Annotated in this window: 21 protein-coding genes and 1 pseudogene; 10 read left to right on the forward strand and 12 right to left on the reverse strand. The window is 43.4% G+C overall.

Annotated features, from left to right (window positions below; all coding sequences use genetic code 11):
• Positions 1 to 7: 7 nt before the first annotated feature.
• Together ltrA and VME0621_RS26790 are read right to left on the reverse strand one after the other, a co-directional pair.
• Positions 8 to 1,480: a group II intron reverse transcriptase/maturase gene (gene ltrA / locus VME0621_RS06185; protein ID WP_062457616.1), complete on the reverse strand. Its 1,473-nt coding sequence runs from the start codon at positions 1,478 to 1,480 to the stop codon at positions 8 to 10.
• Between the two features lie 223 nt (positions 1,481 to 1,703).
• Positions 1,704 to 1,859, reverse strand: coding sequence for a hypothetical protein (locus VME0621_RS26790; RefSeq protein ID WP_167542826.1), 156 nt, complete (start codon positions 1,857 to 1,859; stop codon positions 1,704 to 1,706).
• A gap of 1,059 nt (positions 1,860 to 2,918) precedes the next feature.
• On the opposite strand from VME0621_RS26790, the gene VME0621_RS06190 reads away from it, so the two are divergent.
• From VME0621_RS06190 to VME0621_RS06210, 5 genes and pseudogenes are all read left to right on the forward strand, one after another.
• Positions 2,919 to 3,125 carry a MerR family transcriptional regulator gene (locus tag VME0621_RS06190; protein WP_062457740.1) on the forward strand — a complete coding sequence of 69 codons (207 nt, stop codon included), beginning with the start codon at positions 2,919 to 2,921 and terminating at the stop codon, positions 3,123 to 3,125.
• 2 nt (positions 3,126 to 3,127) lie between these two features.
• Positions 3,128 to 4,354, forward strand: coding sequence for a site-specific integrase (locus VME0621_RS06195; protein ID WP_065311671.1), 1,227 nt, complete (start codon positions 3,128 to 3,130; stop codon positions 4,352 to 4,354).
• Between the two features lie 580 nt (positions 4,355 to 4,934).
• Entirely contained in the window at positions 4,935 to 5,201 is a 267-nt protein-coding gene (locus VME0621_RS27035) for a hypothetical protein (RefSeq protein WP_062457613.1), read from the forward strand.
• Positions 5,153 to 5,680, forward strand: a pseudogene (locus tag VME0621_RS26100) (molybdopterin dinucleotide binding domain-containing protein); the annotation flags it as partial. The gene VME0621_RS27035 and the pseudogene VME0621_RS26100, both read left to right, overlap by 49 nt.
• A 255-nt stretch (positions 5,681 to 5,935) precedes the next feature.
• Positions 5,936 to 6,178, forward strand: coding sequence for a hypothetical protein (locus tag VME0621_RS06210; RefSeq protein ID WP_006071766.1), 243 nt, complete (start codon positions 5,936 to 5,938; stop codon positions 6,176 to 6,178).
• 62 nt (positions 6,179 to 6,240) lie between these two features.
• Here the strand turns inward: VME0621_RS06210 and VME0621_RS06215 are convergent, their stop codons facing one another.
• Positions 6,241 to 6,999, reverse strand: a complete 759-nt coding sequence (locus VME0621_RS06215; RefSeq protein WP_006071768.1) for a phytanoyl-CoA dioxygenase family protein — start codon at positions 6,997 to 6,999, stop codon at positions 6,241 to 6,243.
• A gap of 204 nt (positions 7,000 to 7,203) precedes the next feature.
• On the opposite strand from VME0621_RS06215, the gene VME0621_RS06220 reads away from it, so the two are divergent.
• Entirely contained in the window at positions 7,204 to 8,064 is an 861-nt protein-coding gene (locus VME0621_RS06220; protein ID WP_006071770.1) for a helix-turn-helix domain-containing protein, read from the forward strand.
• Between the two features lie 2 nt (positions 8,065 to 8,066).
• Here VME0621_RS06220 and VME0621_RS06225 read toward each other — a convergent pair whose 3' ends face one another.
• From VME0621_RS06225 to VME0621_RS06255, 7 genes are all read right to left on the reverse strand, one after another.
• Positions 8,067 to 8,402: a PTS fructose transporter subunit IIB gene (locus VME0621_RS06225; RefSeq protein WP_006071772.1), complete on the reverse strand. Its 336-nt coding sequence runs from the start codon at positions 8,400 to 8,402 to the stop codon at positions 8,067 to 8,069.
• Positions 8,403 to 8,503: 101 nt separating this feature from the next.
• Positions 8,504 to 9,181 (reverse strand): fructose-6-phosphate aldolase, encoded by a 678-nt coding sequence (locus VME0621_RS06230; RefSeq protein ID WP_006071774.1) that lies wholly within the window; start codon positions 9,179 to 9,181, stop codon positions 8,504 to 8,506.
• A gap of 64 nt (positions 9,182 to 9,245) precedes the next feature.
• On the reverse strand, positions 9,246 to 10,103 hold the full coding sequence (locus VME0621_RS06235) for an SDR family oxidoreductase (RefSeq protein WP_062457608.1): 858 nt from the start codon (positions 10,101 to 10,103) through the stop codon (positions 9,246 to 9,248).
• Positions 10,104 to 10,105: 2 nt separating this feature from the next.
• Positions 10,106 to 11,017, reverse strand: coding sequence for a [formate-C-acetyltransferase]-activating enzyme (locus tag VME0621_RS06240; RefSeq protein ID WP_062457604.1), 912 nt, complete (start codon positions 11,015 to 11,017; stop codon positions 10,106 to 10,108).
• A complete protein-coding gene (locus VME0621_RS06245) occupies positions 10,983 to 13,283 on the reverse strand; it encodes a formate C-acetyltransferase (RefSeq protein WP_256200711.1) in 2,301 nt (766 codons plus the stop codon). The genes VME0621_RS06240 and VME0621_RS06245 overlap by 35 nt, the downstream gene beginning before the upstream one ends.
• A gap of 132 nt (positions 13,284 to 13,415) precedes the next feature.
• Positions 13,416 to 13,739 carry a PTS fructose-like transporter subunit IIB gene (locus tag VME0621_RS06250; RefSeq protein ID WP_062457599.1) on the reverse strand — a complete coding sequence of 108 codons (324 nt, stop codon included), beginning with the start codon at positions 13,737 to 13,739 and terminating at the stop codon, positions 13,416 to 13,418.
• Positions 13,740 to 13,802: 63 nt separating this feature from the next.
• Positions 13,803 to 14,876, reverse strand: a complete 1,074-nt coding sequence (locus VME0621_RS06255; protein WP_062457596.1) for a PTS fructose transporter subunit EIIC — start codon at positions 14,874 to 14,876, stop codon at positions 13,803 to 13,805.
• A gap of 486 nt (positions 14,877 to 15,362) precedes the next feature.
• Between VME0621_RS06255 and ptsP the strand changes: the two genes are divergently transcribed.
• The 4 genes from ptsP to VME0621_RS06275 all read left to right on the forward strand — a co-directional run bounded on the left by ptsP (position 15,363) and on the right by VME0621_RS06275 (position 22,467).
• The gene (gene ptsP / locus VME0621_RS06260; RefSeq protein WP_062457594.1) at positions 15,363 to 17,864 is read left to right on the forward strand and encodes a phosphoenolpyruvate--protein phosphotransferase; all 2,502 of its coding nucleotides are present in this window, start codon (positions 15,363 to 15,365) and stop codon (positions 17,862 to 17,864) included.
• Positions 17,865 to 18,015: 151 nt separating this feature from the next.
• Positions 18,016 to 18,504, forward strand: a complete 489-nt coding sequence (locus VME0621_RS06265) for a heme-degrading domain-containing protein (protein WP_062457591.1) — start codon at positions 18,016 to 18,018, stop codon at positions 18,502 to 18,504.
• Positions 18,505 to 18,509: 5 nt separating this feature from the next.
• A complete protein-coding gene (locus VME0621_RS06270) occupies positions 18,510 to 19,172 on the forward strand; it encodes an HAD-IA family hydrolase (RefSeq protein WP_062457588.1) in 663 nt (220 codons plus the stop codon).
• A gap of 331 nt (positions 19,173 to 19,503) precedes the next feature.
• On the forward strand, positions 19,504 to 22,467 hold the full coding sequence (locus tag VME0621_RS06275; protein WP_156750262.1) for an EAL domain-containing protein: 2,964 nt from the start codon (positions 19,504 to 19,506) through the stop codon (positions 22,465 to 22,467).
• Between the two features lie 128 nt (positions 22,468 to 22,595).
• On the opposite strand, the gene VME0621_RS06280 is transcribed toward VME0621_RS06275, so the two are convergent.
• Together VME0621_RS06280 and VME0621_RS06285 are read right to left on the reverse strand one after the other, a co-directional pair.
• Entirely contained in the window at positions 22,596 to 23,165 is a 570-nt protein-coding gene (locus VME0621_RS06280; protein ID WP_062457582.1) for an aldolase/citrate lyase/malate synthase family protein, read from the reverse strand.
• A gap of 302 nt (positions 23,166 to 23,467) precedes the next feature.
• Entirely contained in the window at positions 23,468 to 24,352 is an 885-nt protein-coding gene (locus VME0621_RS06285) for a radical SAM protein (protein WP_062457579.1), read from the reverse strand.
• Positions 24,353 to 24,360 lie beyond the last annotated feature (8 nt).

Consider the following 24,360-nt stretch of genomic DNA (forward strand, 5'->3'; position numbering starts at 1 on the left):
CAGCAACTTATAAAGCAGCGAGAGTAGGCTCCTTCCAAGAGTTGCGAGCTTGCCTTTTTGACTTTCTCTTAGCCAAGTATTCTTGGTGTTGAGAGTCATATGGTGTCGCTGCACTTCGGATTTTTACATGCCTCTCGATCGGTACTTTGGCTATTTGGAAGAGATTGAATTGGCAATCCATATCCATGATCTTCTGCCTACCATGAAAATGCCATTGGCCTTTTCGGTTGACGAAGTATTTAAGGGCCACCCAAGTTTTGGATTTTGTCGGATGACTCCTCACTGCCCAGTGCCATAATGCAAGAAATAGCTTATGACCAACATATCCGAATACCTGTTTAGCCACGCAATGGCGATAATAATTAGCCCAACCCCTTAATTTCGGATTTATCAGTTTGATAAGATCGTTTACAGAAGTTGTTGCATGCTTTTTGATGAGTTCGCGCAGATTACTCAAGAACAGCAATGTGTTCGATTTACTCGGTTTAATGAGCAATTTCCCTTTGTACTTTCTGTGATTGAACCCTAGAAAGTTAAAGCCGTTATCGATGTGTGTAATGTGCGTTTTCTCTTCGGATAATGTTAATCCTCTTTCCGCTAAAAAATCAGCGATCAACGGTTTGATATCGTTCTCCAACACTTCCTTTGAAGCGCAGGTGACGACGAAATCGTCGGCGTATCCAATGAAATTGGCTCTACTACCCTTTTTGAGGGCCGTAGACTTAATATGCTGCTCAAGTCCAGCAAGAGTCATTAGCATCAAGGTTGGTGATATTATCCCACCTTGTGGTGTTCCCTCATCGGTGCGATAAAACAGACCTTTGTCCATAAAGCCAGATTTTAGCCATTGTTCCAACATTCTCTTATCAATAGCGATGTTATCAAGAAGCCATTGATGGCCGATCTTGTCGAAACAAGCTTTAATATCCCCTTCAAGTACCCATTTGGCTGATTTCTTTAATGCCAAACATTTGAAACACTGCCCAACTGCATCGGCAGTACTGCGATTTGGCCTAAATCCATAACTATTGGGGTCAGCAAGCGTTTCCGATATAGGCTCTAATGCAAGAAGATGGAGGGCTTGTTGCGCTCTGTCTATCATGCATGGGATTCCCAATGGTCTGAGCTTGCCGTTCTTTTTGGGGATGTAGATACGCTTGAGCGGTTGGGCTTTGTACGCCTTTCGACTCAATTGATTAACTGCTTTTATGCGGCGTGCATCTGTGTTCCAGATGACACCATCTATTCCAGGCGTTTTACTACCTTTATTTTGAGATACTCGCCTTACCGCAAGAAGCTTGGCTGAGCGAGAATGAGTTAGTATCCACTGCAAGGCTTTCGCTTTACCGTGTTTACCTTCTCTAGTTGCCTTTGCGATACGCATCTGAAGCTTTAATACATGCGATTCAATAGGTTTCCAGTCGATAGACTGCCATTGAGCGCTGTCAGGAGAGGCACTAATCTCTTTAGAAATCATCATTTGCGTTTCTCCTTAAATAAAGTTCTTCAAACTTTCTCGCAACGAAAGACCAGTCGGAAGTGGGCTCACTTTCGTGACCAGACACGAGTCTGTATCTGCATCGTTACAATGCAGCCTTAGCTTTCTCCGACCTCCTTTACCCGCATCGCTATCGGCCACAAGGGCTTTCCCATAGGGAGCGATACAGGCTTACCCTGTTCCGTATGTTACGTAAAATGTCAACTTAGATGCCCACTCTAGTGCGGAGAGTACTTTGATCACGAAAGGCCAATGCCCAACTCCTTTCCGACTCTCGTTGCCGTTTTGGCCACAGCGTATTAACCACTTCCGCTGCTTCATCATATAACGCACCTTTAATGGATTCACATACGTTCATCATATTGACTCCCTAGCACTTACCCGAATTGTGGTTTTCAGGAGGAACATCCTCTCACGATTTTGTTCCCACTCAGCCTAACGGCTAAGTTTCGTTACATTGTCAGATCCGCTGCTTTATTCAGGATCCTAGGGTCATCTGGTGATACAGATGGTTCACTCTTGTCGTGGTGAACAACGCTTCATACGACTTCAGGTCGCACGGGCAATTTTGAGTTACGAAGCGTCGACTTCCAAGGTTCCTCGTCAGCATTTCTGGTAGTGGCTTGCGGTTGCTACGTTTCAATGCGGTAATGATCTTACTAACAGCAGCACCAATGCAATATCTACCAATGAACTAGAATGCGAAACAGCTTATTGCTCAATTCCGTCTTTATACAAATTAATATCCAGAGACTGTCTGGATTCATTTTGCTTTGCTTACGATAGGTCAAGCATGCTGGCACGCCACGAGCATCACTCACACTATGCTATAGGTGGTCAGCATGCTTGTTTATTAAGTGAGGTTTATGACGAGGATGAAGAACAATTTTTAGATCGTCTCCAGATTAAAGTCGATACGCCTGCAAGAGCATAGGCTTTGGTTTGTGGCAGGTTGTATTCGTTAATGTACTAAGTGCTCAACAAAATGACCCAGCGAGTTTGAAAAGTCGCTTGTGTATTGAACTCTTATGATTTGGGAAAAGTAACACAGCTCGAATAGACGTACATTTATCCTCCAACGGAAAATAAGCAATCGCTATCACAGTAATACGTAATCCCTTACGTTTAACAAGACAAGCTTAAAGGATATGACGCCATGTGCTTAAAGTGGAATTCGAAATCTCACATAACTGATTATGTATATCTTCTTGTTTAAATCTGGGAGATAACTCCACAAATTTCTTTCTTATAGTATCTTTTGATCGCATTTTGACCATACCTAAACCTTCACAATTTAGGCTTCATTTCAAACCTGAATTAATTGTTGTGGAGATATCTCGACACATTAATTTCTCTCTATTGCGCAGCCAAGGTCTTCAAGTATCGTTACTTTAAGTTTGACAACGGTGAGAGTGAAGGCTTGAGAAAGTTAAAACCAAGACAATTTATTCAAGAAAATTATCCAGACTCTGGCATCTGTACTGCAACGGTTAAGAACTGGATAAAGTCAGGGAAAATCAAAGGTGAAAGAACACCAACTGGACGATATCTTGTCGTGATTGACCCCGAAGAACAAACTCGTAATGAACAAGAAGTCATTGATTTACTTCATATCCTAGAGGCATGACAATGGCAAATCGAAGAAGAAAAGCTGAAACGTCTGATTTACCTCCCTACCTATGGGAGGTAAATCATCGTGGTCAAAAACGACTTAGGTTTCAACGAATAGACGGTAGTCTCACTTTAATTGACAGCGATGTGTCTCGCCATAGCGCCGTACAGGCAGCAATCATGTACAACAACAAACATCGTCCTCAGCTCAACACATTGTCAGTCATCGAAAAACAACGACCGCAACTACATGATGATTTTAATAAGCCACTGAAAATTTGGATTTCTGAGATTATTAAGAGAGTTGAATCTGAGGAAGGGTTAGCTACTGGGACGCTGGATAAGTTTCGCAATCAGATGGATAAGCTATCAAGAGATTTAGGTGAAAGACTCACTAAAACTCTCACATTGGAGGATATGAATAAGTTTATTAAAAATCACTTCTCTCAGAATAAAAAAACCACTTACAACGACAAAATAAACAATCTCAAAAAGCTATTTTCGTATTTGGCTGATGAAGGCGCTATTGAGGTCAACTTTATGAAAAACAAAAAACTAAAACGAGTAACAAAGCTTGATAAACAGAAAGGGCGTAAGAATTTAACCATCCATGACTACAAACTGATTTACGAGGCTGCACCACTATTCTTAAAAGTCGCCATGTCGTTGTCGCTACAAACTACCCACGCAGTTCGTGAGATTTACCGTATTAAACATTCAATCACTAAACCCGAGTCTGGCGTTTGTGGGATCGTCTGGTATGACGAAGCGAAGATAGACGACATTACAAAATCACCGATCTATGGCATTTTGTATATTCACAGGCAAAAAACCAATACAAATGAGGCATCTCGTGTTGCCATTCCTGTGACACAAGCTATCAAAGATACGATTGATTTATCAGAAACAAGCGGTCTGTCCTGTCCGTATGTTGTACATAGAAAACCCATTCAGGCAACGAGAGGAATCGCAAAAGACTGTGATCACAAATTCCAAGTTCACCATACAAAAATCAGCAAGACTTTTTCAAAAGTGAGGGATGAATTAGGACTTTATCGTGAACTACCAATAAAAGACCGACCCAGTTATCATGAAATCCGAGGACTAGCCGCTCGATTGATTGAAAGCAAAGGAACAAAAGCTACAAAGCGTATGGCTCATGCAAGTCGTAAAGCAACTAAAAGCTACACTCAAGAAGAAGACAATTGGCATTTAGTTTCCCCGATAGACATACAGCTCGATTAATAAATTTTCTCCCCTTCAAAGTACTATTGATCGGCGATGTTGCATAAAACCAACGCCTAGTGGACATCATCGTCAGATCACTTCCCTTGGCTCTACACCAATATTTTCACGGCTTACATACCTATTTGTTAAGTGTGGCGTCCGCCACTGAACCACCAGTCTTCATACTCGAATACCAGTCAAACTAAACTGCATAATCAGCCAATAAACCACTGTATTACCTGTTACTTGCAGCGACATTCTGAAAGCCTCTTGGGTGTAGTTATACAGTAGTCCTATGTATACTAACTCTCTGATTTCATTAACCCCTCTTTTTAACTTTTTTGTAATTTTAACAGACGACAAAATCCACACAAAACAAACCTAACCTTCTGTTTATTATAGACAAAAAATCACAACCAGTCCCTAAAACCATGAAACTACCAACATCGGGGTTTCACCGTTTTTAAGTAACTAAGATAATAAACAAAAGCTGACTGTTCCAACTTCTATGGTTACTTCTTCCCTCTATCGGTCTCTATGTGAGCCTCGAAAACCTTATTAGAATCATCATAAAAAAGCGAAAGCCTCGGATACAGCGATGGTGGCCATTCCTGTCACAGAAGCCATCAAAGAAATTGTCGATCTTTCCAAAACCGACCGCCTTCATTGCCCATATATTGTTCACAGAAAAACACTTCAGGCGACCCGAGGCGTCGCCAAGGAATGCCAACCCCCCTATCAGGTACACTACAACCTTATCAGTCGAGAATTTAGTGAAGTGAGGGACAAGCTCGGTTTGTATGAGCACTTAGATAAACCGGTGAATACTACAGTGGCTGCCCGACATGGCACCCGCAGAAGCTAGCAGATGAAACACCATTAGAAGATCGCTATCCAAAAGACAAATGGCCATTTAGCTTAACAAACTTTAAATCCAATATTCATAGTGCGGTCTCCAACCTTTCACCAAGGTTAAACTCAATTAAGGGTATCAATCCGGTCTACATTCACCCAGATGATGCCAGCAGCGTAGGAATTAAAACAGGTGATGAGTTCATCATCGAAACGCCAGGAGCAAGCACCACGGCCCTTGCGATGGTTGTGCCAGGAATCCTTCAAGGCACACTTGGATTCGAGCATGGTTTTGGGCATACCGAATTAGGACAACGAGCTCACTGGATTGGTGACAAGCAGCAACCTATCAAAAGTCGTCAAATGGATGGAGTAAATATCAATGACATCGGCTTAACTGACCCTACCCGAGAGGGTAAAGGCGTCATGCTGGATTGGGTTGTTGGCGCTGCTGCCCGTCAATCATTACCCGCGAAGATTCACAAAGCGTAGTCTACCTCGACTATTTCTTTAGGGCTTCTTTCAGCTTTAGAAAGAAGCCTTTTTTATCATTATTTGCGCTCAAGCCATCAACACAATCACACACATACGAGTCTTATTGACATATTTTCAATCTTATCTTTTTGACAAAACAAAAATCAAAAAAAACTATAACCAACTGTAATAAAACAAAAATAAAACGTGGCACAGAAAATGAATTAAGTAAGAGTAGTATCAAATAAAAACAATACCCTAGTGAGGTAACTTATGACTGCTCAACATAATAAATTTAACTTCCACCACCTACTCACTTTCTCAAACATCGCATTAGTGGCCACCTTTATTGCCATGATCGTGAGTATTCTGGTGTCTTACCCCTATGCACACCTGTTTACGCTACCTCAACAAATCGCTGCGCACATTAGTACAATCGTCATCGCGGGCTTGCTGAAAGTGAGTTATGTTACCCGCTGTCTCGCTCAGTACAATTTAGGATTAGAAGTTCGCTAAGGAGACGAAAAGTTGGCGTTGAATACTTAGCGCCAACTTATTTACCCAACACACCCGTTAACTTAAACATCCAACAGTCGACGTTGCGACTGATTAAGTCTCATTGAGGTTTCTGCCGTTAACCATTTCTTCTGATCTTGCTGCTGAACCCCGTCTTTAGCGACATACAACCCATGCAATACACGGCGACGCGTGCCTAGCGTGTTGACCGTACCTCCGTGCCAGGTGTGGGCATTAAAAATCATAATACTGCCAGCAGGACACTCAAGGTAGACTTCATCTGGATGCGTTGCTTCGGTATCTTCTAAAACATCTTCTGGTAACTCTGGACGTAAATGAGTGCCCGGAATAATCCGAGGGGCGCCATTGTCTCTGCAAAGATCATCAAGTGCCCATATAGAATTCACTAAATGCACTTTGGGGAAATCGGGCCTTGGTTTCTTCCAATCGCCATGCAGCGGTTGCAAGCCACCACCAGGGTGAGCCTCGCGGCCATTCAAGCTCGACAGTTTGAACTCGCCATTAAAGATATGCTCACAGGCATCAAGCACTAATGGATGACACCAGATTTTTTCCCAGACGGTGCCCTTATTAATCAAATTGGCAATTCGAGTCACCGTCTCTTCTTGGTGGTGCTCAATGGCTAAGTTATCTCCCTCTTTCTCTACAAGGTAGTCAAACTTTGCTCTGAGTTCTTGAAGCCACTCCGGGTCAATCACATCATGAATGATGGTGAAGCCATGAGTGTCTAAGTCATCATATTGATGCGGTGTTAATCCCTCTAAAGAGTAGAGGCTAGTTATTGTAGATTCGTGACTCATTTTATTATCCTTCTCGGCTGACTTTTCCCCTATCAATCTACTGTTAAAGCCGTAATAATCCTGTAGGCAATATCTACGATAAACTGGATATTTGTAAGATCGTTTACTAAATGTGAAGCAACGCAAATAGACCAATTAAGCTTGTCGCGTATACTGGATTCTTATTTAGTTCCGCCTCCACCACCTAGAAGAATGTTATAAAGCATGTTAGATAGAACCTACCTCATCGAAGCCTTAGAACACTACGCAACGCATACGGAGCAAATCCACTCATTGCTGTTTGCAGGTAACCTACCAAGTCCACCGCCGCTTGCGTATCAAGTTCACTTTCCTCGTATTGAAATGGTGTTAATTGGTGAACTGGAAATGGACGTTGGTAATAGCATAGGAACAGATACGGAGGTCACTCTCAAACAAGGTGATGTTCTCTACTTACCAGCCGAAAGTTGGAATAAACCTAATTGGGATAAACCTGTGGTCACCATGTCAGTCCTTGTCGGTAAGCAAAGTTTTGGGATGAGTCTTTTGAGTTGGGATGGTGAAAAGTTCGATTCGGCAATAAAAGAGAACGTCGCAAGGCGCGGACCGAGAACAGGCTCCTTCATTCTTCAAGCCATTGAGGAATTATCATGGCACTCTCAAGACCAGAATACGTTGCACCTTTTGGCTAGCAGCCTCTTTAGTCATATCCATGACCTGATCCATAACCCACCCGAAACGCCGTCTAAGAGTAAGGCGTTGTTCGATGCAGTAAGAGATTACTTGGAGCAGAACTATCATGAGCCATTGACGCGAGAGTCAGTCGCTAAACATTTCTACGTCTCACCGAACTACCTGTCGCAACTTTTTAACAAAGAGGGAAAAGTGAAGTTCAATGAGTATTTAACGCATATTCGCTTAGAGAGGGCAAAGTACTTACTCAAACAGTATGACACCAAAGTGAAAGAGATTGCGCATCGCTGCGGATTCAACGACAGCAACTACTTCTGCCGAGTATTTAAACAGCAGACAGACCGCTCCCCTTCTGAATATCGGGCGCATTACCAAAGCGGAACGATAGAATAAAGCTAAACGCTTATAACAGTCCCTGCTGGGGCTACTTTAGCGCGCTCGATAGCGTTAATCGCCAGCTCTGGACTACGCAAAAAATCTGAAATCGACATCTTGATTAAGCGTGATTGCTCGAACCTCTCAGCCCCTTCAATGTTGATCTCTGAAATGATAAATGCGACGTCCGCGGCATCAATTGCTGCTTGCTCTAAGGAATTCTCAGCGCCTAATGCTCCCTGTGTCTCCACCTGGATTTTATAACCTGCTTTTTTGGCTGCTTTCTCCAGCAACTCCGCTGCCATATAGGTATGCGCAACGCCACTGATACAAGCCGTGACTCCAACTAACTTCATTATTACCCTAAGATCTTCCTATAGCAAAAAGCCTAGTGAGTATAATCTCACTAGGCATCCGTGTCTTTGTCTATCCTAGCTAAACTTGTTTTTAATCATGTTCATAATAGATCAAGAACCGTTTTGCCTTCACCGTAAGCGCCATGCCAATCACTCATAAAGCCAGCGACACCAGAATCGGTTAACGGATGAACAAGCAATTGGTCAAACACATCTGGTGCAATCGTAACGGACTGAACCCCTGCTTTTGCCACTTCATGGACTTGTTGAACATTTTTAAATGAAGCAGCAAGTACTTTTGCATCTAGATTATAGACATCAATTAGGTGGGCCATTTCAGCCGCAACCAACGTGCCATCACCACAGATGTTGTCCAAGCGGTTCACATAAGGAGCAAGGAATTCAGCACCTGCCATAGCGGCCATCAATGCTTGCTGCGGAGTCAAAATCGCCGTTGCAGTAATTCGAATACCTTCAGCGCTGATCAGCTTCATCGCTTTAATACCTTGCGGTGTCACCGGCACTTTAATAATGATTTCAGGGTCAAGCTTACGCAGTGCCTTTGCTTCTTCCAGCATCACCTCTGCAGTGTCACCTACCACCTGAGCATGAAGCATACGCTCAGAGCCAATTAACTCACGAATATCCAAAATGATATCGCGCAGTGAACGGTTTTCTTTTGCGATGATCGTTGGATTGGTCGTCACACCCGCAATCGGATACAGGTCTACCGCTTTCTTAATCGCATCTAAATTGGCGGTATCTAACATATAAATCATGGTACATCTCCAATAACTTTCACTAGTCACGACGCTCTCTCATTTCGGTTCGTCGTTTACTTTTTTAATAACCAAATTCTTTTAAACACTGAGTAATGGCTTGTTTACTCTCAGTAAAGCAGATGCCCTGTGCCGCGAGCTTACTCGTGTCTAAACGAACATCACGTGTCTTAGGCGCATCGCATTGCACCAATATGTCCGGCAAACGCTGCTCTAATTTGAGTTCCGTCAGAATATGCTCGGCAATGTCATAACGACTCGCGTCATTGTGCGCGCCGGTATGATAGGTGCCATAAGGGATGTCAAAGATCTTAGTAAACTGCTCGATAAGCTCGTGCACATAGGTTAAACCTCGGAACTCATTACCACGTTCGTACATCACTCCCCCTTTGAATAAGGTTTGAATGGCATTCCAAACCACATTAGGATTGATCGTGGTGTTTCTTTCAGGCAACCCAAACAACCACGTGAACCTCAACACCCACATTTCTGGCAGAATGCTCGCTAACTCTCGCTCTGCTTCCAGTTTGTTCTGACCATAAACGGTGTCAGGAACCGGGATTGATTGTTCTGTGTAAGGACCCGCTTCAGAGTTACCATTGAAAACTTGCTCAGTAGATATGAATACCAGCTTCGCGCCAACTTGCTTACATGCTTTGGCGACATTGATTGCACCTTGGACATTCACTTTATGAGCAACTTCAGGATGCTCATTACAAAAATCCGTTACAGCAATAGCAGCAGCGTGAATCACGAAATCAGGCTGAAATTCGGTAAATATCTGGTTAACGGCGCTGTTATCAGTGATATCCAGTTGCGCAACGTCCGTCCCTTTAATCTCAAATTCACCTTGGTAACGATTTATAAATCGAGTACCAAAAAAACCACCCGCTCCTGTAATCAAAATTCGTTTCTTGCTCATGTCTAGCCTCCTATGACGACGTTATATCCATGCGCTTCGACATGGCGCTGAATCGCATCAATTTCTTGTTTTGTCGGTACTGGGGTGTCTTTCATGGTGTAGTGCATCCCCAATGTGTCGTATTTATTTGAGCCAAATTGATGAAATGGCAATAAGTGGACCTCTTCAATATCGTAAGGAGCAATAAAGCCAAGTACCCTATCAACATTAATGAGATCCAGGGTGTAGCCTGGTATTAGCGGTAATCTGGGGATGACCTTGCAAGGTTTGGCCATTAACGTCTTGAAGCTTTCGAGCACCTTATCCAGATTAATGCCGATGATCTCCTTAGCTCTGACCTCATCCATCAACTTGAAATCAAACAGAATTTCATCGCAATATTGAGCCATATCGCTCAACTGCTTACTATTTCCATGTCCTGAGGTTTCAATCGCCGTTTTGTATCCCAGTCTTCTTAGCTGCTTTAGAAGTTCGATGCAAAATCTGCCATGCACCAGAATCTCACCACCAGACAAGGTGACGCCACCGCCTGATGTTTGATAGAACACATCATCTTTAGCAATTTCTTTTACCAGCTCTTCAATAGTGACGTCATAACCTACTTGTTCAAACGCACCACTTGGACACTCATCCGCGTCCTGCTCGCAAACATCACAGTGTAAGCACTTGGCTTCCCTGCGAATGTTTACCAAATCAATCGAACGTGACTCTGGGTTAGCACACCAAGGACATTTCAAAGGACAGCCTTTAAAAAAGACCACGGTACGAATACCTTCACCATCATTTAACGAGTATCGCTGGATGTTAAATACTCGCGCTTTGAGCTGGGGCGCACTAAACTCCCCAGATTCTGAACAACCCGTTTCGCTCGTTTGGCAATTACAGCTCATGAGCGGTTCTTCGGATAATGTCATCTTGAATTTCTTTCGATAGTTCAACGAAGAAAGCGCTATAACCGGCTACTCGCACCACCAATCCTGCGTAATCTTCGGGCTTTTCTTGCGCCTTACGTAACGTGTCTGCATTCAATACATTGAACTGAATGTGTTGCAGCTTGAGCTTCATAAATGCTCGTAAGAAATCCCCTAACTTGGTAATGCCCTGCTCTCCCTCTAGGGTTGATGGCGTGAACTTCACATTGAGCAAGCTACCATTCGACAGTAAGTAGTTATCCAGCTTACTGACCGATTTCAGTACCGCAGTCGGGCCTTGCTGATCTTTGCCCAACATAGGAGATAGGCCACCATCAGCCAATTGCTCACCAGCCAATCTTCCATCTGGTGTCGCACCAACCACAGCACCAAGAGGAACATGAGCAGATACCGTGTATGACCCCGGAGTAAAATAGCCACCACGAGGGTTTTGGTAAGTTTCGACTTCTTTACAGAACAGTCTTAACAAGTCAGCACCCAACGCATCCACTTCATCGATATCGTTGCCATATTTTTCGTAGCGGTTCATCAGACGAGCACGAACTCGTTCGCCCTCCTTACCTTCGAAGTTAGATTCAAGAACCGCGATAAACTCCGCAAAGTTCATGCGATTTTCTTCAAATACAAAACGCTTTAACGCCATTAACGAATCAGAAAGGTTGGCAATCCCAATCCCTTGCACACCAGAGAAATTATAACGACCACCACCATAGGTAATGTCCTTCCCATTCTTGATACAGTCGCTAATGAACGAGGACAATAGTGGAACAGGAGCCCAGTCACGATGCCCCACATCACAGATGTTTGACCCTTCAACCATTAGCTGCACATACTGGCAAATGTCGGTGCGAATCTCAGCGAGTAATGTTTCAAAACTGACGTCTTGATTGCCCTTATTGCGCTTAAGTACCAATTCCATGACCTTAAGCAGGTTAAACATCGCTATGTCATGCAGCCCATAGGTTTTCCCCGGAATCGACAGCTCCACACAGCCCACGACAGAATAATCACGCGCATCTTCCAAAGAGACACCACGATTCAAAAACGCCGGCACCACTACTTCATCATTGAATATTTGCGGAATACCTGTGCCTAAACGAATGGTTTCTGCGGTTTTATTGAGAAACGCACGGTCAATGAATTCGTTAACTCGAACACCAAGGTTTGGCTGCGGTAGTTGCACGCTTTGGTACGCATCAAGGCAGAGTGTTGACAGTGTATTAACTGCGCTACGCCCATTTTCAGTCAGACCGCCGAGCAAGATGGTATAACCGGTTGGAAAGCCAGCAAAAAACTTAGCACTGCTGGATGAACGCAGTAGGACAATGTCGTTTGTTTTGACCCACAAACTCTCAAGCAGCTCTTGCAAAAACGCAGGAGATTCACCGTTGGCGATAGAGTCCTGATAAAACGGCATCATATATTGATCAAAACGCCCAAGAGATAGTGAACTCGCATTCGACTCATACTGAAGAATGATATTCATATACCAGAACAGCTGACACGCCTCATAAAAACCTTGCGGTTTTTGTGTGGCGACTTTGCCAGAGATACCTGCAATACGAATTAACTCTGCCGCCCTAACGGGACACTCGCACTCAGCGGCCATCTGTTTGGCTAACGCTTCGTAACGACGAATATGTCTAGTTGAGGCTTGCAGTAGAATCAGTACCGATTGATAAAACTCGTTGTCACTATTAACGGTTGCTAGCGTAGACATGTCATCGGTCAATGCACCTAACCCGTTTTCAAGTAAGCGATCAAAGTCGATAATGATGTGGCCTTGACCTTTATCGGTTTGGTTAACACTGAATACTTTCTCGGACACCGCTTGTTTGACGTTTTCAGGAATCTGAGCGTTGATAAAATCTTTCATAGAACGCTCGGACCAGTAACTCAGCAGCTTCTTTTTATAGACTACTTTATCTTCTTCAGAGATATAGAACTTATCCTGTGGGCGTGATTCAAAGACATCTAACTCTTTATCAATCCAATAAGGATCCATTTCTGGTGAGACAATACCAGAACGCGGCTTGATGGTGCGGTTTCCGGCAATCAGTTCATCATCACGAATCGATATCGCAACATTATCCAAAACGTGTGCTGTTGCCTTTGCTCGGCGGATAAGCGTATGTTCCCCTTCCGTCTGCTGGTGGCTCTCGGTATACAGTAGCGCACGTTCTAGAGAGATTTCACGTTGAGCTTCAAACAGGGCGGACTTTAATCGAGTAATTCTTTCGGTGCTCACAATAGGCTCCATTATTATTGTCTATTGCCACTGATGGGCATTTTCTTGATTCATAACAGAGTCACTTTCGATAACGCTTGAAGAAAGTAACTGTGCTATGAAGGCTCCCTCGTGTTAAGGGAACCTGACTGGTTATGCTGTCGCTTTCTCTAAGTGAGCTTCAATCTTGCTCATCACAGCATCTGCACGCTTGACGGCATCACTCACGCCGATACGAACAATAGTTTTGCCCTTGAATCGATCCTCATTCTTGATACCGATATCCTTAGTTAGAATCACGATGTCAGCTTGAGCGACCTCTTCTGCTGTCAGCTCATTTTCAATACCAATTGATCCCTGAGTTTCAACTTTGCAATTCCAACCTTTTGCTTTTGCTGCTGACTCTACGGCTTCCGCCGCCATGTAGGTATGCGCTACGCCAGATGGGCACGCTGTAACTGCTACGATATTAGTCATAATTTTCACCTTTATTTTAATGTTCTGTTTTTATTGGATAATATTTAATTCAAAGACTTAGAGTTAACCGATTGAGATGTCTAGGTCTAAATCATCAGATTCTTCTTTCTGCGGCTGTTCTACTTTACGACGAGCTTTAAGAAAGTTAACCAGTAGTGCAGTCACTAAAGAGCCAACACCAAGTGCAATTAGGAAACCAAATCGTCCGTCTACAACTGGTAGTACAATCAAACCACCCCATGCTGCGAAACACTCAACACCAAGAATCGCTGCAGTTGATGCGCCTACGGCAGTACCAATCATGATGGAAGGAAGCACACGAAGTGGATCAGCTGCCGCAAATGGAATAGCACCTTCAGTAATGCCCATTGTTCCCATTAGAATGGACGCACGGCCAGCTTCCTGTTCATCAGCGGCGTAAAGCTTCTTGTTCAAGAATGTCGCAAGCCCCATGCCCACAGACGGTGTTGCTACCGCAACCGCACTAATACCCGCGACGTTGTAAATGCCTTCACCCACACAAAGGATGACGAATGCATACGCAACTTTGTTAACTGGACCACCCATATCAAAGGCAATCATTAGGCCCATGATGATAGCGAGTACAACGATACTTGAGTCCTGCATACCTTTTAGGAAACCAGTAAGCGCTTCTGTTGCCGCGCCAATTGGCTCACCGATACCCCAAACAATGGCACCTGCGGTAATAAATGTACCTATAATTGGAATCACGAAGATTGGCATAATTGAACGAGCAAACGCTGGCACTTTTATCTTCTTCAGATAGAAAACAACAATGCCGCCTAATAGACCCGCGAAGATCGCACCGAAGAAACCAGTGTTGTACATGTTTGCGCCAATGAACGCTGCAATTGCAGAAGGCGCAAGCGCTGAGCGGTCAGCAATCGAATAACCGATGTAAGCAGCTAGAATGGGAACCATAAGTTGGAAGCCAGCTACACCGATAAAGAATAGGTCGTGCAGCCACGTTCCTTCTTCAGGCACAGCACCTTCCCCATATAACATGACGGAAGCCGCCAGTAGGATCCCCCCCGCAACTACGAAAGGAATCATGTGAGATACACCTGTCATTAGATGTTGTCTCGTATTTTTAAGAATTGAGATTAAGTCATTCATTGACCTCTCCTTTGAGTACATAAGTATTAAAATTTTTATTAAAGGAAGTACTTCTTTTGTATTTATTGGCTCACGTTTCTGATTAAGCTTCAGAGAAACTCCATCTCTACAGCACAGGGTTATAATAGTGAGCAAATGTGCTAACCAGTTAGAGGACAAAACTGCTTTTTACTGGATATTTGTTAGATGCAGCGTGAATATTGATCTTGAGCACACTTTACTAGCACTTTTATCAAAAGATCCAAAGAAACAATATAAACAACTGTTATTAAAAGATTAGTTAGACATAAAACACTGGCGTGCCTTTTATAAAGCTTGATTAAAGTCACATACTAAACTGTATTTTTGAACGGTATCACAAACAGCCCATCACCTTACAAATATCCAGTTTTTAGCACTTTTATCCAATAGTCCACACGGTGCTTTTTGTTAAAGTTGTAGACATAAATGACTAATAACAAATTCGAAACTAAGGACTAAACCCCTATGAGAAGTTTTACCTTTTCTTGTGAGCTACCCAATGGTGTTCACGCAAGACCAGCGGGTCATGTAGAAACCCTTTGTAATCAATACCTATCTAACATTGAGTGGCAGAACGAACGTACTGGTCTATCTGGAAATGCAAAAAGTGTGTTGTCTTTAATAGGGACAGACACACTACTCGGTGACACATGTATGATCACCATAGACGGCGAGGATGAGGAGTCTGCTCTGGAAGCTATACAGAACTTTATTGCGAATGAGTTTCCACATTGCGATTCTCCACTAGAACAAACACACGCTAATGAAGAACAGCAACCACTACCACGTAACTTATCCAACCTCACGGAAGGAGCGATTCGTGCAACTTCCGTGAGCAGTGGGATTGGCCGTGGCGTCGTGGTTAAAGTAGGTGCAATCAACTTTGATCAACTGCCCTACCTTCCTGAAACAAGAGCACTTGAAGAAGAAAAGTCTGAACTAAAAAGCGGTCTCGCTCAGCTTTCTAAGGCCATTGAAGTGCAAGCCAACACATCAGTAGATACGGAAAGCGAAGTGCTTGCCGCGCATCTATCTATATTGAGGGATGAGTTTTTCGCACAACAACTGAATACTAATCTCGTAGAAGGAAGAAGCTGCGCCCAGGCAGTGGTCGCTACCGCAAAACACTATGCAGAGCAACTACAGAAATCTTCCAGCCAGTACCTTCGTGAGCGTGAACTCGACATTCGAGATGTTTGCTTCCAATTACTGCAAACAATCTACGGTGACGAACATTACACCAGCCAACTCACGCTGACTGAACCCTCTATCTGTATGGCTGAGGACCTCACCCCTAGTCAGTTCTTAGAGCTGGATAAGTCACTGTTAAAAGGTTTGGTTTTGACCCATGGTGGCAGCACATCTCACACGGTTATTCTTGCTCGCTCTTTTGGTATTCCAACAGTTGTTGGAATGAAAGATGGTGCGTTGGAGGCCGAGATCGGCCAAGAGGTTTATCTTGATGCCAATTTAGGTGCAATCGTCACCGACCTAACTGAACCTGTGGTTCGTTACTACGAACAAGAAAACCGAATCATCAATACGGTTCGAGAGCGCCAGGCTGCGTTCAAAGATACACAGGGTATGACACAAGATGGAAAAAAACTTGAAGTTGCAGCGAACATCGCCCATTCCGTAGAAGCAAAATCAGCATTTGACTCGGGAGCAGAAGCCATCGGTTTATTCCGTACCGAGATGCTATACATGGATCGCAAAAGTGCGCCGAAAGAAGATGAGCTCTACAACATATTCTGCCAAGCACTGGATGCAGCTTCAGGTCGTGCGATCATCGTTCGTACTATCGACATCGGCGGCGATAAACCAGTTGACTACCTCAATATCCCTAGAGAAAACAACCCATTCCTTGGCTACCGCGCTGTACGTATCTACGAAGAGTTTATTGACCTATTTAAAACCCAACTAAGAGCTATTCTGCGTGCGTCGGCACATGGTCCGCTAAAGATAATGATTCCAATGATTTCTTCGATGGAGGAGATTTTATGGGTCAAAGACATTCTTGCTGAGATTCGCCAAGAACTCCGTAAAGAACAGGTTCCGTTCGATGAAAAAATCCCGCTTGGCATTATGATGGAAGTTCCTTCTGTAGCCTTTATCATCGATCAATGTTGTGAAGAAGTGGATTTCTTCTCCATCGGCTCTAACGACCTAACTCAATATTTGATGGCCGTTGATCGTGACAATGAAAAAGTAACGAAACACTACAACAGTCTAAATCCAGCATTCTTGAGAACGCTAGACCACGTCGTCAATGAAGTGCATCGTCATGGTAAATGGATTGGACTGTGTGGGGAGCTTGGCGCTAAAGGCTCAGTATTGCCCCTACTCGTTGGTCTAGGGCTTGATGAAATCAGCATGAGCGCACCAAGCATTGCTGCGACCAAGGAACGCATTTCCAAACTAGATAGCCGAGAATGTCGACAGTTGTTAAACAAAGCAATGCAATGCCGTACGCCATTGGAAGTAGAGCATCTACTTGCGCAGTTCCGTATGGCACAAACCGAAGCGCCACTGATTTCAGAAGATTGTATCAAGCTTGATCTCGACCTGCGTAGCAAAGAGGAAGTGATTAAGACACTCGCTGACAATCTATTCCTAACAGGACGTTGCCGTTATCCGAATAAATTGGCGGACGATCTTTGGGCTCGAGAAGATGTGTTCTCAACCGGTCTAGGCTTTGGCTTTGCTATCCCTCATACCAAGAGTGAACACATTGAGCAATCAGCGGTGAGCGTATGCCGTCTAGCGAAGCCTATTCAATGGGGCGATGAAGAGGCGCAATTTGTCATCATGTTGACGCTGAACAAACACGCAGCCGGCGACCAACATATGAAGATCTTCTCTAAGTTGGCACGTAAAATTATGCATGCCGAATTTCGTGATGCCTTGTTTAACGCCCAATCGAGCAGTGAAATAGAACAGAAACTCATGACGGAGCTAGAGCTATAGTCCCCAATTCCAAATGGAAGTAAGAAGGATTCAAAACCTTCTCACCTCGGACTTGGGCTGACTACTTGTTCGGTTCCAAGTTTTTGGCGAAGTAACCATCATTCGTGTCCAGTGTTACTTCGCCCTTTTTCGTTTTAGAAAGGAGCGGAATATGCCCGCCACTACGACATCAAACACTCAAACAAGACTCGACACCCTTATTGCGGAAGAAAACCTGTTGCAGTTCCCCTATTTCAATCAGCAAGTCGCTTGGGATATCGGTAGTGAACTACGTGCCAACGCCATCGAAAAGCACGCTAAGATTGCCATCAATATTTCGGTTGGCGAGCAGTGCCTTTTCCACTGTGCACTTGACGGAGCAACGTTAGACAATCAAGAATGGGTGAGAAGAAAATCAAACGTTACCAAGCATTTTCAGCGCAGTTCTTGGTATATGAAGCATTACCTAGAAATGAAGGGAAAGAATATAGAACAAGCTTCCTTCATTGATGAGAAAGATTACAGCCCATTTGGCGGTTCTTTTCCTGTTCGAGTTAAAAACACAGGTATGATAGGAACGATTACGGTTTCAGGTTTGCCTCAACACGAAGACCACCAGCTAATCGTAGATGTGCTCTCACAGTATTTGAAAAAGGAATAGTTATCGTGACGACGCTTTCATTTAAAGGTCTGTTATTCGACCTAGACGGTACATTAGTCGACTCAATCCCAGCAGTGACACGTGCATGGTCACGCTGGGGAGAATCTAAAGGTCTCGAGCCTAGCTACGTGATGTCGAGGATTCACGGAAGGCCTGCTATCGAATCAATCGCTGAGCTGCTTAATGCATCAGTCGATACACTAGAAGTTCAAGCCGAATTTGACTATCTAGAACGCTATGAAGCCACCCACACCGAAGGCACCACTGCACTACCTGGCGCCGTTGAGCTACTAAACAGCTTAAATGAGCTCGGTATCCCGTGGGCTATCGTTACCTCCGGCACATTGCCAGTAGCAACAGCTAGAATGAAAGCCGCAAACCTCCCTCTGCCCAAAATCCTTGTTACACCCGAGTTGCTCTCCCAAGGCAAACCACACCCCGAGCCTTATTTGAGAGGAGCGAAAGAACTGAACCTGAATCCTGAAGAATGCATATGCTTTGAAGATGCGGTCGCTGGCCTCAACTCAGGGATCGCAGCAGGTTGCCAGAGCATTGCGGTGCTCAGTCATAGCTCAAGAAGTGAATTGCCTGACGCGGATGGCTATATATTCAAGCCTTCTGATATTCAGATTGAAAAGACAGAACACGGATTTACCCTGACGTTGTAAGCCGAAAAGGAGGCATACGCCTAGCCTGTTCAGAAATTGTCTATTAGTGCTTCTATGTATAGGAAACCTATACCATTGAGCAACCTAGAGTCTGGCAACTCACCATATCGCACCGATGCCCTTTGCTCCTTTGGGGCATTAGTGTTAGCTTCAAACGTATTGAATAGCGCTGGTTCTGCTTCTGTACCTCTCGCCACCTAAGACGCTGTCCGCACAACATCAATAGTTCAACTGATCATCAACAAACATACCATTCCCTGTTCTCTTTACTACACTACTATAAGCAACTCCAACTAGTGACACATTTGTTAATAGCACTGGAAGAGATCATTTGAACAATAATAATAGATCAGTTACCACTGATTCCCTCAGCAAACAAGGCCGTCCATTATCGTCCTTTGATTTACGCTATGTGAGTTTGTTTTTTCTATACATAGTATCTTCATTTCTTTTCTCAATGCTCAGCCCTCAAACTTTAGTTGCATCATTGTGGCCATCAGCTGGTATTGCACTTGCGGGTTGTTTTTTATGGCAGAGACACTTCTTACCTGCAATCTTAGCTGGCTCACTAATATTTAGTATTGGGATTCAATTATTCGATGGGAATGCAATTGACCTCTCTTTAATAGTAACGTCAATTGGAATCAGCTTCGCTTCTACAGTTCAAGCTTGGATAAATTACCGCGTTTTAAGACATCTCTCCCTAAATGTCATTAGCTTAGCCAGCTTTACCAAAGTGACTCTATTTATAGGAGTAGCATTTATATGCTCTCTAATCGGTAGTTTGATAGCAAACCTGCTCATAGAGCCCGCTCATATATTACGCTTTAGCGGGAGCTACTGGGCAAATGTTGTCATTCAATGCGTAGGTGACTTTTTAGGTATTATCATTATTACACCTATCGTTGTTATCTTATTTAAATCGCGCGACCGACTAGCCAACAGACTAAAGCACTCTAGGGCCCTAATATTTCCACTTTCTATTGTTTTTATTACACTTATTATCATTCAAAATTACAGTGATAGAACGCTCAAATCCGACAGCCTCAATGAGGTCCAAGTCCGTTCTCAATTGATTGAAAAAAACCTTAATCATCAAGTAGAAAACTATTTAAAGTCTTTATCAACTCTAGCTAGAAGTCTTTCTGGGAATGGCGACATTACACAAGAAGAGTTTAGAGAGATAACCTTGCCCCTTATCGACAAAACTCCTGGGATTCGAGGGTTTTCTTGGAATCCACTTGTAGAGCAGCGCCATGTAAGTAAGTTTGAAATAGAGACCAATAACCAAAGCTCTTCGATGTTTAAAGTTCGGGGCATCCCATTGAATGAGTATGATCCTCTCGTTGTTGTAAAATGGATCGAGCCATTTCATTCCAATGAAAAAGCATTTGGCTTCAATGTGTTCTCTAATGCAGCACGGCGAGAAGCAATGATTCTCGCGCAGAACAATAACTATCCAGTCGCTACAGAAATTATTCAACTTGTCCAACTTGAGACCAAAGAGCCTGGATTTTTAATATTTACTCCGATAAATGATGGACCTTCTCTTGATACCTCAGTTATTACGCGCTCTTTCAATCTATCTGGTTTTGCCGTTGGCGTTTTTGTCGTTGGGGATATTGTTAAAGCAAGTGTGAACAATAGCTCTGCACACTATATGGACGTAGAAATTCTCGACTCTAGTGCTGGAGATGAAGTGATTTACCACTACTTCTCACCAGACAATTTAGCCCCATCTGAGGGCGCAGTAGAGTTTTCTTTTTCTCAACAAGTGACTACTCGAGAGTGGACCGTCGTTTTATCTGTATCACAACAAGTACTCCTTTCTTTAACCGCTCAAAAATCCGTAACATTTCTCATTTATGAGTCTGTGTTTGGTGCTTTAAGTGTACTGCTTATCATGACGGTGTTTAACAATCATAAGGTCTTATTAAGGCGTGTAAAAAGTCGAACTAAAGAACTGGAAGCGTCAAGAGATCAGCTTAAGCATTACGCGTTTAATGATGCACTAACCAACTTACCTAACAGACGCATGTTTATCGAGCAAACTAACCATGCTTTGAGATTGGCCGAACGGAATCGTTCGATCACAGCCGTTCTTTTTCTTGACCTCAATCGTTTTAAACACGTAAACGATAGCCTAGGGCATGACTTTGGCGACAAGTTACTCGTCGAAGTTTCTAAAAGGTTAAGTGGTTGCTTGAGAAGTAGCGACGTATTAGCTCGTTTTGGCGGTGACGAGTTCACAATTCTTATCGAAAACCTTACCAACATAGAACAAGCAATCGCTCTATCCAAAAAGATCATTAATGGGTTGCGAAAGCCCATTCAAATTGGGAGAGAATCCCTAACGATTTCAACTAGTATAGGCATTGCCGCTTACCCTAAAGATGGGCAAAATGTCGACGATCTTCTTCGAGCCGCCGATACCGCCATGTATAAAGCAAAAGAGTCATCGGTTGGTTATTTTTGTTACGCGAACACTTTAAGAAAACAAGCACAACACAAACTATTTATTGAATCAGAACTGCCGCGAGCCTTGGAGAAAGGACAATTTGAATTATACTACCAACCTATTATCGAGCTACGCTCTGGGAAGCATCTTGGTTGCGAGTGCTTGCTAAGATGGAACCACCCTACCTATGGAGTAATTTCACCCGATTCATTTATACCTATTGCGGAGGTCTCTGGAGAGATCATTCCTATTGGCGCGTGGGTCATCGAGCAAGCCTGCAAACAGATCAGAGTGTGGCAAGACCACAATATTTACCATAAAAAAGTATCAGTAAACGTATCAGTAGTGCAGCTAGTTTCGGGTCAACTAATTGACGATGTGGTGGATCCACTTCAACGCTACGGGATTTCACCTGAAGCCCTTGAACTTGAAATTACTGAGAGTGTATTAGTACAAAATATGGGCCAAGCCATCAGGTTCATCACAGAGTTGAAGAAGATTGGGGTAAATATAGCTATCGACGACTATGGAACCGGCTATTCCTCGTTAAGTTATTTGAAGCAACTTCCTGTTGATAGCTTAAAAATCGACAGAATTTTCATAGACCAACTTCACCCAGAAGACATGACGATAGTAAGTTCGACGTTACAAATGGCTAATGAGCTTGGTATTAATGTCATTGCGGAAGGGATACAAACCGCAGAACAAATGAAAATCTTGATAGATCACGATTGTCAGTGGGGTCAAGGTTTTCTATTTAGCAAACCACTCCCCCAATCATCCTACACAGCGTTCTGCCAAAACAGCAAACTTAGCCGTTCAGCTCGCTCCAATTGACTCTAGGTCCATTTTAGACACTAAAATCACACAACCGAAGACTAGCGACCGATCGATGATTAAATAGAAAAACCGCGCATACACAGCGCGGTTTTATTTTTTAGCAGTTTGTAAGTGAGCTAGCCAAGCTAATAAGCGAAACAAAAACCTAATTTGTAATCTTCACCACTCTTCGCTGTATATTCCTTGTCTTCATTACTCGCCGTTGGGCGACATTTTTCATCGCCTTTCACCAAGCTTACCCAGTGACGAAGACCCGTGGTTTGATGGCCTTCAGACTGACCAAACGTAGTACACGTTTCTAATTGAATGTCAGCAATTTGAACCAACTGTAGAAACCCGTTGCCTTGACGGCGAGCGAACGTAACTTCTACGTGAGTGCCACTTTCGTCGCGGAATAGAATCGAATCCGGAGAACACTTGTCGCCAGTATAAGCAACAAACTGTTTGGCATGGCGCAGGCCGCTATGTTGACCATTTTTGAAGTACGCTTGAACGTGGCGATAGTCAATTTCATAGCTTACTACATCTTCGTGAGAACCATTCTCTAGCGGGAACAAGGTATCAAGAAGTTGCTTAGTCATTTGTTGTTTTTGAGTTGGCTTATCAGCGTTGACCATTTCCACGGCAAACACGGCTTCAGCGATAAAATTTTGTGGGTTATGTAGTTCTGTTTTATCGAATGTCTGCATATTCATAGTCTATTCCTTCAGAGGCAATTAATAACAGCTTAAGCAAATACCCTTAACACCTTGTTGGTTTGTCTCGTTATTGCTTGATTATTAGAATAGCGCTTTTTTGACAACAATTTCACAACGAAATTTTCACACTGTCAATTTTACAAAATCACTCTTTGTAAAAATCGATAAAGCACTCTTGGAAATCATATTTATTCTCAATTTTTCAATACGTTAATAAAATCAGACATGCAAAAAACACAAAACCCGCTAAAAGCGAGTTTTGTAAAATTCACTGTGTGAACGAGTAAAAAAGGGGATTTTTACAAACCTCTTTGCCACTCTTGGCGGAGCGAAATTTGCTCTGGATGATGAATTGCCAGCTCAACTTGTTGCAATAATGCCTCTTTATCTTTACCCAGTACTCCCTTGAGCACTAGATAGTTGGAAGCATGATCTGAGCGGAATATTGTCTTGTCTAACTGTAAGTGTTCAAGCAATAATTTTATTTCTTTGAATAACTCGGGTTGAGTCAATTGGCGAAAGTCACCGTTATATTCAGTCGCGACGCGCTCTTCACCAAATGGAAAAGACACTACTAAGGTTGAGAGATAGTCTGGCTGAGCGGCATTCATTAGCTTGGCCGAATTCAGTGCATGCTGCTCACTCAAAATAGGGCCGCCTAGACCATTTAGGATCATGACAGAACTTTTCATGCCTGCCGCTTTTATCTTGTTTAGCGCGGCCAACGATGATTCAAATGTCTCACCTTTTTTCACTTTAGCTAGTACTTCGTCATCTCCGCTTTCACAACCGATATACATCAAACTCAACCCAAGCTCTCTAAGCTCTGCGAGTTGCTCCGATGTCTTGTTGGTTAAATTTCGTGGCAAACAGTAGCTTGAGATACGTTGAATGTTGGGAAGGTAGCGATGAATTAACTCACAGATCGCTTTAAGACGATGAAATGGTAATGTCATCGCATCACCATCCGCAAGGAAAACTCGGTGAACTCGTGCACCAGACGCGGCCACTTGCTGCAATTCTTGCTCTAGTTCTTCTAGCTTCTTAGGACGAAACTTCTTCTGAGACTGAGTATACATATCGCAGAAAGTGCATTGATTATGGCTACAACCATTGGTTACTTGTAATATCAGCGACTTCCACTCTGACGGTGGTCTAAAAACCGGTTCAATGTAATTGAGCATCCGATATC

This window comes from Vibrio mediterranei, from assembly GCF_900088415.1.
Lineage (GTDB): Bacteria > Pseudomonadota > Gammaproteobacteria > Enterobacterales > Vibrionaceae > Vibrio > Vibrio mediterranei.